The following is a 12,190-nucleotide window of genomic DNA, read 5'->3' on the forward strand; positions in this document are numbered from 1 at the left end:
TTTCTCCTGCAGGCGCTTGAAATCGCTTACCTGTGACGGTTCTCATACTCACTGGATAAGGAGGATCTGTTCGAGGCAGCGGTCGGTGAACCTGCTCACAGCTACCTTGCGCCATAACCCACCGCCTCACGCTTCTCATCCTCCGTGAGGAAGCTTGCATTCTCCACCCGGCTCCAGAGCTGATCGCGTTCCGCCGATAGTCCCTCGATCTGGTCTGCATCGAACCAGAGCCTTATTGTTTCGACAAAAGCCTGCGACAGAAAGCCGGAAAGCGCCGCACCGGTGCGCACCAGCATTGGCAGCACGGTCAAGCGATAGAAGGCACGGTTTGCCTCCTGATAATTCGCGTACGTATTGTCGCCGGGAATGCCGAGCAACATCGGCGGTACCCCGAAGGCCAGTGCAATCTCCCGTGCCGCCCCGTCTCGCGCGCCCCCGAAATCCATATCCCTTGGCGAAAGGCTCATTGCCTTCCAGTCCAGGCCGCCTTCGAGCAGCATGGGGCGTCCGGCCCGCTTTGCACCCGCATACCCCTCCTCGAGCTGGGCCTTCAGCCGGTCGAACTGGTCGGGGGAGAGGTTTCCGCCTTCCTTGGGGGCATAGACAAGTGCGCCAGAGGGCCGCGCCGAATTGTCGAGCAGCGCCTTGTTCCAGCGGCTCGCCGCGTTATGCGTATCGAGCGCCGTTCGGGCCGCCGCCAACGGCGCAAATCCATAAAGATCGTCGAGCGGGTGGAAAAGCGACAGATGCAGTGCACTGCCCTGCTCCAGCGAGATGCAGCGCTTCGCGCTACCGCTGCGATGATCGAGAGCCACCGGCCAACCGCTCTCGTCGGTCACGATGCTGATCTTGTCGGGTCGCAGCAGGTGCAGCTCGCGTGCTTCGCCTCCCGCCTCCACCAGCTCGACATAGGCATTACCCGCAATCAGCAGATGCCCGTAGAGCGCCTCCATGAAAGCGGGCCCTGCCTGCCGACTGTTCGGAGCATCGAGCAGAGAGCGCACGGGATGGTCCTCGATCTCATGCCCGTTCTCCGAAACCAGCCACGGCACCGCAGCGGCCGCCTCGGCCAGCAAGCGCACGCAGCGATGCGCCACGGCATTGCCCATGAAGCCTTCGCGCGCCAGACTCAGGTAATCGGTCCCGGTCCATTGCGCTTCTGCCGCGCCCTGTAAGGCGATGAAGCCCGTCGCCGCCTGTTTCTCCTGCGTGCTGACACGCGCACGCCTTCGCCATGGCACCGTCAAGCGCATGTTCTTCTCCTTGTCGAAAAATCTTGAAAAGGCTGTGAACCGCGTCTCACACCTTTTCCCTTCAAAACGGGGCGTCGGCGAAGCCGCGGTCGAGGCCGGCAGTTTCTTGCAAACTATGCCCTCATAAAGCCCCCGCCTCTGGCGGGATGCTCAGCAATCGAGGGACGAGCGTTGAGACTTATAAATGCCGTATCTGCGGCTCGCTTTGCGGCCCCAGCATCAATTCCGAGATGGCCCAGACGAGTGCGTCGACCCGGTCCGGCGAAGCGGTTCCGGAGAGTCCGTCAGGGCCGAAATCGCACATTTCGTCGCAGAGCTTGGGAAAATGCGCGCCATGACGCACCATCCCCTGCATATAAAGGGCTGCCACGGGCTCGGCGCGCAGCCACTTGCCCCGCGTCGCGCGCACGCTTTTTACCGGCACGCGCGGATCCACGGTACGAAGCACCGCCGCCACCATATCGCCGCCCTGGTTGGTTTCGGCGACAATCGCATCTGCGCCCAGCCGGTGATAAAGCGCGATTGCGGCCCGCGCCCATTCCTGCGGCTGTGCTCCCTGCACGGTCGCATCGGCCAGCACGTAGGCGCGTTCGTCAACGCCCAGCCCGGCCGCCACAATCCCGCAGGCATTGGAATTCCTGCCGCTTGTTGCCGGTGGATCGACCGCCACGACGATGCGTCGAAGCGATCCCCCATCCACCGGCACCACCATCTCCAATTGCTCGCGAACCCAAAGGGCGCCCTCGCGGTCCTCGATCAGTTCCCCATCGAGTTCCTGCCGACCGAGCCTTGTTGCCGCGTAGCGTTTTTCCACCGCTGCGATGAAGCTCGCAGCAAGATTGCCCGCATTGTCATGTGTGCGCATACGGCTCACCGTAAAAGCCGGATCCCGCACCAGTCGCTTCATCAGCGGCGTAGCGCGCGGCGTTGTCGTCACGATCTGCGAGGGGCGCGTACCAAGACGCAGGCCGAACTGCAGCATGTCGAAGGTCTCGTCGGCATTGCGCCATTTGCCGAGCTCGTCGCACCAGGCGGCATCGAATTGCGGTCCGCGCAAGCCTTCGGGCGCGTCGGAGGAAAACATCTGCGCCACCGCGCCATTGTCCCACAGGAGCCGGCGCCGCAGCACTTCCAGCCTCGGACGCTCACCGCGCGAAATGGCAAACAGGCCAGAAGGTCCCTCGATCATGACCTCGCGCACATCGCCCAGGGTTTCGCCCACCAGTGCAATCAGTCCGTGCCGCCGTCGCGTAAAAGGCATCAATCCGTGCACGAAGCCATGCACCCATTCGGCCCCCAGTCTCGTCTTGCCTGCCCCGCGTCCGCCGATCACCAGCCAGTTGGCCGGCGCGCCACCGAGCGGATATTGCTCCTTGCGCGCATGACGGACCCATTCGCGCCCGGCAAGTGCGTATTGCCGTTCGCTGAGGACCAGGCCCGTCACGCCAGTTTTGTCTTCCGGCATAACCATTTCCTGTCATTTACATGTGGCGTGGCTGAGCTCACCAGCAGGAATACTGAAGGCAGGCATTCTGTCGCGGCTGCGGCGCGTGACGGCACACGCTGTCGGCCAGCACTCAAAAAGGCAGGTTGCTGGAGGGTGGCATGCGATAGAAGCTGCACACTCTCACCACGTCCTTGCCGATGAGTTGCTTTCCTAATCCGGTCATAAGCGTGTAATAGGCGTTCGACTTATCGACGACGGCGTAGAAATCCTTGCGCAATTCGGGCTCGAGCTTGAAAATGGCGTCTGGCAATCCTGGCCCGACCGGGTTGAAACAGCTTAGAAGTTTCACCCGGCCGCTGAGCATTGCCGCGTTCCAGCTTTTCTTGACCTGCACTGACTGCTCGGAGTTCGCGCTGAGATCCGTACCGATATGTCCTACGTAAGGCGAATTATCGAGCAGGAAACTGACAACCCAGCATCCGGACATCGGCCCTGTCAGGATATCCCGGCCCATCTGTCGAACCATAGTGATCTTGCCAGGCAGATAGGGCAACCACTGAAAGGTCCTGTTCTGTCGCAAACCGGGGCCGCCGTTTATCCGCGTGTCTCTGTGACCAAACCGACCAAGGAAAGAGGCGGCGGGGATGCTATCCAGATGAAAGAGACTATCCGAAACGACCATGAAATTCCGTGGAAGATCGACACTATCAAGCGCGCGCACTGACGGCAAAGAGAAGATGCCGTGTATACTCTTGCCGGCAACCAGTTTTTCAAGCATGAAACCACTCAGAAAAGCGTGATTATCGGCCAACTTCATGAAGCGACGGCCCTCTTTTTATCTTCATTTATATACAAATACGCAGCACCGGCTCCGAGCTGGATATGTCGTTCCAAATTGATTACGTAATGATGCCATTCTCACGATGCAGGAATTCCACCATGGATCAGACCTTCGCCATTTCCGCCCTTCCGGTACTGTTGCGCGAGTTTTCTGTTCATGCCTGCTTCCATCACTCTTTCTCGTCTCACCTGGTCAACACCTGACGGCACCGCTCTCTTCTCCGACCTCGATCTGAGCTTCGGGCTTGAACGGGTGGGAATTGTCGGGCGCAACGGAACGGGCAAGACCACGCTTCTGCGCCTCATCCGCGGCGATCTTTCCCCCGCATCCGGCACTGTCAGCCGAAGCGGTTCTATCGGCCTCATGCGTCAAGACATCGGCCAGAACCCTGCCGAAACCGTCGCAGACCTGTTCGAAGCAAGGGATGCACTGGCCCTTCTCGCCCGCGCAGAAGCGGGGCAGGCCACTGTCGAAGAACTGGCCGAGGCTGACTGGGCGCTCCCCGCTCGCCTGGACACGGCGCTCGCACGGCTCGGTCTCGCGCCTCTTCCCGAAACATGTCTTTGCTCCCTCTCGGGTGGACAGCGCGCCCGCATGGGCCTGGCAGCCCTGACTTTTTCGGGACCCGACTTCCTGCTTCTCGATGAGCCGACGAACAATCTGGACCGTGAAGGTCGCAAAGCCGTGGTCGAGCTGATCCGAAATTGGCGCGGTGGTGCGATCATCGTCAGTCACGACCGGGAACTTCTGGACGAGATGGACGCGATCGTGGAACTCACCTCGCTCGGGGTCAGCCGCTATAGCGGCAATTACACGACCTATCGTGAACGCAAGGCGCAGGAACTCACCGCCGCTCGAGAGAACCTCGCGCAGGCCGAAAAGATGACGAACGCCGTCGCCGCCCGCGCGCAGGAGGCCGCCGAGCGCAAGGCCCGCAAGGACAATGCGGGACGCAGATCCCGCACAAAAGGTGACCAGCCCAAGATCCTGATGGATTTCGCCAAAGGCCGCTCCGAAAACACGAGCGGCGCGAATGCACGTTTGCGCGATGCCCGCCGAACGGAAGCGCAGTTCGTGCTGGATACTGCTCGTCAGAAGATCGAAATCCTGGAGCCTTTGCACATGCAGATCGCCTCAACCGGTCTCAGCGCCGAAAAGCGCGTACTGCGCCTGGATCGCATCACGGGCGGCTATGATTTGGCCTCTCCCGTCATCCGCGATTTCTCGCTTGTTTTGACCGGCCCGAAGCGCGTTGCCCTCAACGGACCCAATGGCAGCGGTAAAAGTACGCTTCTTGCGCTCATCGCGGGCAGGCTCACGCCTGTTTGCGGCCAGGTAGAGTGTTTCGTGCCTCTCGCCTTTCTTGATCAGCATGTGGCGCTGCTCGATCCGGCGCTGTCGCTACACGACAATTTCCGTGCACTTGATCCGTCAGCCGACGAGAACCAGTGCCGCGCCGCCCTCGCTCGCTTCCGCTTCCGCGCCGATGATGCAATGCGCGTGGCAGGCTCCCTGTCCGGCGGCGAACGTTTGCGCGCCGGGCTTGCCTGTACGCTGGGCCAGAAGAAACCGCCGCAATTGCTCATTCTTGACGAGCCTACCAACCACCTGGATCTCGATGCACTTGAGGCTCTCGAAAGCGCGCTCACATCCTACGATGGCGCACTTCTCGTCGTCAGCCATGATCAGGCGTTTCTGGACACGCTTCGCCTGGACACTGTCGAGAATATCGTCGCCTCTCCCACAGGCTGATCAGTCGAGCCGGACGAATGCGCTTCCCCTCATGGGGTATGTTCCGATCACCCGCCAATGATCGTCGCTGCTGGAATGCAGACTGCGCGCCATGGCCACTGTATGAAATCTCCCGGTTCTTTCGACAAGGGCGAAGTAGGAAACCAGCTGCGTCTCGTTTGAACACCTTGCTGCGGCGGGGAGATGTGCGATCGGATCGAAGCCGCTGATGAGCCTCACCCTGCCGCTCGCGACCGCGCTTTTCCAGGCCGCTTTCGCTTTCAGCGACAGCGGCGCGGTCACCATGTCATATGTACCGATATGGCCGACGCAAGGCTGTCCGTCGAGCAGAAAGCGTACGATCCAGCATCCCGTCATGTCGCCGCTCAGCACATCCATTCCGCATGCGCGAATATAGGAGACCTTCCCGGGCACATAGGGAAGCCAGACGAAATTGCGGTGCGCCTTGGCGTCCAGTCCCGCCAAGACCGCACTCGTTCGCGACCCCGATCCGCACCATCCGCTGCCTTCAGACCGCCCGATTTTATACGCCAATGCTGGAAATTCCAGAAAATCATCCAGGCCGCTTGGTGTGGCAGCGGTTCCCAGCGCGATGTCCTTGATCCCGTCGATGAAGCGACCCGTCCGCAGTTTCTTTCTCATGCGAAACACCCGAGGCAAAAGATGTTTTCTAAGGCTCGCAACCGTTACCCGAAACCCGCAGATTTACTCTCGGGGTAACGCGCGGCCGCCTCAGTATCTGCGCACCGTCGAGAGGCCGCTTCCTCGTTTGCACCAACACGGGCATCGGGCATTCTTCATAAACAGCCCTTTGCCTATGAGGGTCCTCCGCACCGACATTCAGGAGCGATCACCTCCGGTTCGCAGGCAGGCCGTGTGCATCCGGCTCAATCCCATGGCGTTGCACAGTGCCATCTGACATATCGGGTTTAATGAGCGCAGTTGGTACGAGGCTATCAGCAGGTCCGGGCGGCTCGACAGCCTTGCCGACTGCCCGAAGTTACGGATCACCATCCTAACCCAAAGATCAGCCTGCCAATGCTAGAGCGGATTATCTTCAGGGCGCATCTGACGCACGGCTGGTCTAGTGGTGCGAATCCAACGTTTGATGCCCTCACGTCGCTGGTCCGTTCCGGACACATAGGCCACGTTTTACTCCTGAGACATAGGTAACACTTTTGGACCGAAAGGGTTCGGCAAAGGTTCGAGCCTGCATGTCTCAACTACCCCAGATCGCGATCCATGAAGTATGGTCTTCGACCTGCTTGATCCCGATGGCCTGTCCGGTGACCAGGCCGGGATTGAGCTTCTTCCGTTTATAGCAGATGCGGCCATGTGGTGACGGTGACGGTCTGGCCGTGGAACGGGTAGTCGAGATCGGATAAAGCGACCGGCAAAATCGGTGATCGTCAACGGATAGCAGAAGCGCTTGTCGGCCAGCATGAACTCGCCTTTGTATCGGCGCACCACAGATCGTTTGGCTGGCCTGGATTGGGGAGTGCGGTTCCTTCGGCCCTGTTGCGCCGCCGCTTATGCCGTGCGACCAGTCCATTGCGATCGAGGAAGGCGTGCACGGTCGATATAGCTGGTTCATGGACGTCCGGATAAAGCCGCGCCAGCCGCCCCCTGATCTTCGGCGCACCCCGGTTGGTTTGTCCTGCCTGATGCGCACGATGAGCCTCGATCTGGAAAGGAAGCTGATTGGCGTGACGGTAAGGACGGCGAGACCGATTTTGTCAGTCCCTCAAGGCCGCTATCATTACAGCGACTGATAATCTTGTGGCCGGTCTTGCGGGAAATGCCGAACTCGCGGCACAGCGCCGCTATCTTCTCGCCATCCAGAACCCGCGCAACAAGTCTGAGACGCTCGCCCGCGGTTGCACTCCTGCCAAGGCGCCTTCGCTCTCCTCGCTAAGGCAAAAAGTGCAACCCATCTCGCGGAAAGGACACACGCCGCTTGGTAAGGAATTGGGACGTTGGAGCGCTTGAACTGCTGCATCCGGTGGGATTGCAGCCCATGGCGACGCCAGATGCGCTGCACCGGGCTCGCCGAGATGGCGATTTCCTCGGCCATCATCGCCACGGTCCAGTGCGTTGTCTCGCCCGGCGGCGCCTTGCGCGTGCGCTCCACCACCCGCGCGGCGGCGTCCTCGCGCAGAGGCGGGTACGCGAGGGGCGCGTCTTGTCCCGGAGCAGACCGTTGACGCCTTCGGTGGCAAAAAGCGCTCCTGCATCGCCACACGCATGTCTTCGGCTTGCCGGTGCCCCGCATCACTTCGACGATCCCAAAGCCGTCCCCGGCAAGAGGGACGTCTGGGCTCGCCAGACGTGCTTCTGCGGAATTAGGTCTCGGACAATCGGCTGAAGGCACATGGCCGCATCATGGACACCCAACGGGGAGTCAACCATTAGAGATCAACCACTGGCTCCAACGCAGCTCGAATAAAATCGCCCGGCAATCCTTGCTCTTCTGCTTTGCATCCGGCGATGGACGGAATCGCGGGGGCGCCCCGCGACCACTTTCGCAGCATGTGAGCCTGGAACGAACGTCTTTATCGTCGATGAAGGCGGTAAACCCTGCCGGGAGCGGAAGGTGGTCTCTCATCCGGAGGAATCTTGTCCACTGGCGCCCATCATGGGAGGGCCGAGTGCCGATCCGGGAGAGAAGCGCGGGCCGCGAAAAGCGGTGAATGCTGCAAAAAGCGGAACGTGGATTGACTGAAGAATGCTCCAGTAGAACAGTGACCCTGTATAGGTCGCCACTTGTGGGCATTGTAACGGTCGTGTCGCAAATCCTTGGTAGGCTAAAGAACCTGAGTCTTTTCTGTTGCCGAGGATCGAATGAGCACGACATTCAAAGAGCTGAGCGACCGGATAGGTCAAGTCGGCGAACTTTACGCACGCGTGCATGATATTCCGAGAAGCGCAGATTGGTACCTACTCAAGCTGACCGAGGAACTCGGTGAACTGACAGCCGAACATCTGTTGCTTGGTGGCAGAGCCAGACCGAATCCGGACGGTTCAGGCGGCACTCGCGAGGCTTTGGAGAACGAAGCAGCCGATTTGTTCGGGCAGTTCATCCTGTATTTGCGCGAGAACGATATCGACATCGAAGCCGCTATCGAACGGAAATGGCTTAGGCATCTTGATAAGTAGACTCGATTAAGGCGACTGGCAGCAACTGACCGGCTCGGGCAGACGACGAAGGCGAAAGTGTCTCGTTCGCCCGGAAAACGCCAACTGTGCTTGACCTCGACATGCGGATTAGAGAAGCGCCTCCTGATCCGCGCTGAGCGCGGAATTGCAACTCTACGTATGCGTTTTTTCGCAAGTCAATGGCCGCGTTCTAAGAGTCGGTTTTGAAAGTCATTGATATCGAGCCAATCGTCTGACGAGCAGCATTACGGAGGCGGCATAGAGGAAAGCAGCGGCAGATTTGATTGAAGCCTCGAAGTCCTTCGCGAGACGTCTGTTTCGATTGATCCATACAAAGAAGCGCTCGACGACCCAGCGGCGCGGCAGAACGGCGAAACCGATCTGACCTGGGTTCTTCTTGACGATTTCGACGGCAATGCTGGTGGCTTCGGTGACACGTTGATGGTTGTAGCCGCCGTCGGCCCAGACGTGCTTGATGAAGGGGAAGAAAGGCTGCGCCATTTGCAGCAGCGGCCCGCCAGCATCCCTGTCCTGTATGTCGGCGGTGTGCGGCTCAACAAGCAACGCCCCGCCATCTGTATCGACCAGGGCATGGCGCTTGCGGCCTTTGACCTTTTTCCCGGCATCATAGCCCCGCGGTCCGCCACTTTCAGTAGTTTTCACGCTTTGGCTATCGATGATGGCTGCCGTCGGACTGGCCTCGCGGCCAACACGCTCCCGATCTGCCATGACAAGAGCGTGATTGATCAAATCCGACGGCAACAAGCGCCAGGCAATGCCCCCGCGTAGAACGTAGAAGATGGCGTTCACAATTTCACGCATCGTCCATTTGCGCGGTCGGCCAGTCCCGTGTGGCTCAGGAAGCATCGGCTGCAGAAGGCGCCATTCGTTTTCCGTCAAATCGGTCTGGTATCGCGTCGCGCAACGGCTATGCTGTACACGAATAGTCGGGGTCCACATTCCAGAAAGTGTCGCAACCTTCCGGAATCACAGGCACTCCAACTACTCAACCCATGTCAAAACGGCGTCTAAGCAGATCCGCTAGCCACGCACCACTACTCCGCCGCAATCACTTCCCGCCCCGCTGCTATATCCTCGGCGAACGCTCTTGCCAGCGTCACGATCCGTTCATCGATAATACGCATGGTTTCGGCCAGATCCTCGGCATCATCCTGCCCTGCCTCCTGCGGCCTGATCGTTCTGGCATTTAGATCGAGCGCTTTTTCGATCAGCCGCAGCAGGGCGGTCGCGCTGTCCATGCGTCCTTTGTCGAGCATTTCCGTGGCGCGCCCGGCCCTGTCCGATGGCCTGCCGCCCCCCTCTTCCGTCGTACCAGCGAGCGAAATGCCCGAGATGGCCTCGATCTCGAAAATTGCCCGCGCCATCAACCGCTCGATCTGCTCCTCCCGCGCCCTGGCATCAGCCAGGAAGCAAAGGTTGCGGCGTTCCAGCTTGGAAAGCCGTCGCTCCACCTGAAGCATGGGGCGGCCGCTTGCAGAAGCCAGCCGTTCCAGCGTGGGCGCGGCGCCCGCCTGCAATTGAGCAAGAGCCGTCCACATGCGTACGGTGCGTTCCGACATGAATTTACTCCCCGAGAATATGTCTGGTGATTGATGATGGATTATGAGCCAACGCCACCGTTGATGCAGATCCAACGACCGTTTCGATTAATGCGCATGTGGGAGCGCCCTGCCAGCAAGCGTGCGCTGCGCAACGCCCCATGCGCCCCATGCGCCCCATGCGCCCCGAGAGCTTCAGACGAACAGATCGTCATTCCGGCAAGCGGCCTTCACCCGCGGCCCTCATTCGCAGCCCTTGGCGGCGAGCCGGGGATCGCCATCGCCTCCCCGCCTCCCCGCCTCATGACATCGGCCGACACATTGCTGCCAGTCCCGCGCACGAACCTGCAAACGAATGGACCAGCTAAAGCGCTATCCGCGCAATGCACGGCAGACCGTCACCAGCCGTGAAACAATGAGTATCAGCACGACCTTGACGTGCGCTTGCAAGCTTTGGAATAGCAGGCACAGAACGGCAGATCGAACCGCCCCGGGTTTGCGGGAGGCTTCAGCTTCCAAATAGATGGAGCCATGACGAGCAAAACGACAAACAAGTTTTCCCCTGAAGTGCGCGAGCGTGCGGTGCGGTTGGTGTGGGATCATGAGGCTGACCATTTCTCCCGCTGAACTGCCTGCCAGTCGATAGCGGCGAAGATCGGCTGCTAGGCGCACACCGTGCTGGACTAGGTGAAGAAGGCCGAGATCGATGCCGGCAAGAGGGCCGGTGTGCCGACGGACATGGCCAAGAAGATGAAGGCTCTTGAGGGAGAACCGGGAGCTTCGGCAGGCCAACGAGATCCTGCGCAAGGCGTTCGCTTATTTTGCCCAAGCGAAGCTCGACCGCCCATTCAAACGATGATCGCGTTCATCGACGATCACCGCGAGGCGCACGGGGTCGAGTCGATCTGCGGGTGCTGCCGATCGCCCCGTCGACCTACCACGATCATGTCGCCAAGCGCGTCGATCCCGAGAAGCTGTCGGCGCGGGCGAAGCGGAACCTGGAACTCACACCAGAGATTGAGCGTCTTTGCGGAGAACTTCGAGGTCTACGGCACGAGGAAAGGCTGGCGTCAGATGCTGCGCGAAGGCTTTGTCGTCGCGCGCTGCACGGTCGTGGCCGACCTCGGCCTTCACGGCGTCATTCGTGGCAAGCCTATCCGCACCACGGTGCAGGACAAGGCTGTGCCATGTCCACGCGACCATGTAAACCGGGTCTTCCATGCCCCCAGCCCCGAACAGGCCCTGCACGATCGGCGTCCCGCAAATCGCGGCGGTCTGGTTCATCATTCCGACCGCGGATCGCAATATGTCAGCATCCGCTACACGGGGCGTCTGGGCGAGGCCGGCATCGAGCCCTCCGTCGGCAGTGTCGGAGATTCCTACGACAACGCGCTGGCCGAGACGATCAACGGGCTCTACAAGGCTGAGGTCATCCACCGGCGCAGACCATGGCAAAGCTTCGAGGCGGTTGAGTTCGCCACGCTGACCTGGATCGACTGGTTCAATAATCGCCGGCTGCTGGACTCCATCGGCAACATCCCGCCAGCAGAAGTCGAGGAACGCTACTACGTTATGCTGGAAGAACAGGCCGTGGCAGCGTGACTTAAACAGCCTCCCGCAAACCCGGGGCGGTTCAGATCGTCAGCCCGGCAAGCGGCCCTCATTCGCGGCCCTTGGCGGCGAACCGGGGATCGCCATCGCCTCCCCGCCTTCCCGCCTCATGACATCGGCCGACACATTGCTGCCAGTCCCGCGCAGGAGCCTGCAAGCGAGTGGACCAGGAGCTAAAGCGCTATCCGCGCAATGCACGGCAGACCGTCACCAGCCGCGAAACAATGATGCAGATCCAACGACCGTTTCGATTAATGCGCATGTGGGGAGCGCCCTGCCAGCAAGCGTGCGCTGCGCAACGCCCCATGCGCCCCATGCGCCCCGAGAGCTTCAGACGAACAGATCGTCAGCGCGGCAAGCGGGCCTTCACCCGCGGCCCTTACCCGCGGCCTCACCGGCGGCCCTTCGCGGCGAGCCGGGGATCGCCATCGCCTCCCCGCCTCCTCGCCTCATCGACATCGGCCGACACCTTGCTGCCAGTCCCGCGCAGGAGCCTGCAAGCGAGTGGACCAGGAGCTAAAGCGCTATCCGCGCAATGCACGGCAGACCGTCACCAGCCGCGAAACAATGA

8 protein-coding genes, 2 pseudogenes and 1 other annotated feature are annotated in these 12,190 nt (G+C 60.6%); of the genes and pseudogenes, 3 read left to right on the top strand and 7 right to left on the bottom strand.

Translation table 11 applies throughout. The features are described from left to right. Positions 1-101: 101 nt before the first annotated feature. The 3 genes from IE151_RS07540 to IE151_RS07550 all read right to left on the bottom strand — a co-directional run bounded on the left by IE151_RS07540 (position 102) and on the right by IE151_RS07550 (position 3,517). A complete protein-coding gene (locus IE151_RS07540; RefSeq protein ID WP_189489380.1) occupies positions 102-1,253 on the bottom strand; it encodes a phage portal protein in 1,152 nt (383 codons plus the stop codon). 178 nt (positions 1,254-1,431) lie between these two features. Continuing rightward, a complete protein-coding gene (locus IE151_RS07545) occupies positions 1,432-2,688 on the bottom strand; it encodes a DNA-packaging protein (protein ID WP_382344700.1) in 1,257 nt (418 codons plus the stop codon). A gap of 142 nt (positions 2,689-2,830) precedes the next feature. Next, complete coding sequence (locus IE151_RS07550; RefSeq protein ID WP_210310871.1) at positions 2,831-3,517, bottom strand: hypothetical protein; 687 nt, start codon at positions 3,515-3,517, stop codon at positions 2,831-2,833. 180 nt (positions 3,518-3,697) lie between these two features. Here IE151_RS07550 and IE151_RS07555 point away from each other — a divergent pair, with 180 nt between their 5' ends. Beyond that, entirely contained in the window at positions 3,698-5,293 is a 1,596-nt protein-coding gene (locus IE151_RS07555; RefSeq protein WP_189489383.1) for an ABC-F family ATP-binding cassette domain-containing protein, read from the top strand. On the opposite strand, the gene IE151_RS07560 is transcribed toward IE151_RS07555, so the two are convergent. Together IE151_RS07560 and IE151_RS17945 are read right to left on the bottom strand one after the other, a co-directional pair. Beyond that, complete coding sequence (locus IE151_RS07560) at positions 5,294-5,935, bottom strand: hypothetical protein (RefSeq protein ID WP_189489384.1); 642 nt, start codon at positions 5,933-5,935, stop codon at positions 5,294-5,296. It lies immediately after the preceding gene. 738 nt (positions 5,936-6,673) lie between these two features. Next, positions 6,674-7,190, bottom strand: a pseudogene (locus IE151_RS17945) (helix-turn-helix domain-containing protein); the annotation flags it as partial. A 944-nt stretch (positions 7,191-8,134) separates the two neighbouring features. Between IE151_RS17945 and IE151_RS07570 the strand changes: the two are divergent. After that, positions 8,135-8,449: a nucleoside triphosphate pyrophosphohydrolase family protein gene (locus IE151_RS07570; protein ID WP_244636654.1), complete on the top strand. Its 315-nt coding sequence runs from the start codon at positions 8,135-8,137 to the stop codon at positions 8,447-8,449. A gap of 210 nt (positions 8,450-8,659) precedes the next feature. Here IE151_RS07570 and IE151_RS07575 read toward each other — a convergent pair whose 3' ends face one another. Both IE151_RS07575 and IE151_RS07580 read right to left on the bottom strand, forming a co-directional pair. Further along, positions 8,660-9,409 carry an IS5 family transposase gene (locus IE151_RS07575; RefSeq protein WP_189489385.1) on the bottom strand — a complete coding sequence of 250 codons (750 nt, stop codon included), beginning with the start codon at positions 9,407-9,409 and terminating at the stop codon, positions 8,660-8,662. 95 nt (positions 9,410-9,504) lie between these two features. After that, complete coding sequence (locus tag IE151_RS07580; protein ID WP_189489386.1) at positions 9,505-10,029, bottom strand: hypothetical protein; 525 nt, start codon at positions 10,027-10,029, stop codon at positions 9,505-9,507. A gap of 666 nt (positions 10,030-10,695) precedes the next feature. Here IE151_RS07580 and IE151_RS07585 point away from each other — a divergent pair. Further along, positions 10,696-11,610 (top strand): annotated as a pseudogene (locus tag IE151_RS07585) (integrase core domain-containing protein). Next, positions 10,822-10,937 (top strand) — a sequence feature (AL1L pseudoknot). (Overlaps the previous pseudogene by 116 nt.) Positions 11,611-12,190: the final 580 nt, after the last annotated feature.

The organism is Limoniibacter endophyticus (assembly GCF_014652835.1).
Taxonomy (GTDB): Bacteria; Pseudomonadota; Alphaproteobacteria; order Rhizobiales; family Rhizobiaceae; genus Limoniibacter; species Limoniibacter endophyticus.

Coding starts and splice junctions, on each gene's coding strand:
- IE151_RS07550 (WP_210310871.1), bottom strand. CDS start 3,517: ATGAAGTTGGCCGATAATCACGCTTTTCTGAGTGGTTTCATGCTTGAA.
- IE151_RS07560 (WP_189489384.1), bottom strand. CDS start 5,935: ATGAGAAAGAAACTGCGGACGGGTCGCTTCATCGACGGGATCAAGGAC.
- IE151_RS07540 (WP_189489380.1), bottom strand. CDS start 1,253: ATGCGCTTGACGGTGCCATGGCGAAGGCGTGCGCGTGTCAGCACGCAG.
- IE151_RS07580 (WP_189489386.1), bottom strand. CDS start 10,029: ATGTCGGAACGCACCGTACGCATGTGGACGGCTCTTGCTCAATTGCAG.
- IE151_RS07555 (WP_189489383.1), top strand. CDS start 3,698: ATGCCTGCTTCCATCACTCTTTCTCGTCTCACCTGGTCAACACCTGAC.
- IE151_RS07570 (WP_244636654.1), top strand. CDS start 8,135: ATGAGCACGACATTCAAAGAGCTGAGCGACCGGATAGGTCAAGTCGGC.
- IE151_RS07575 (WP_189489385.1), bottom strand. CDS start 9,409: ATGTGGACCCCGACTATTCGTGTACAGCATAGCCGTTGCGCGACGCGA.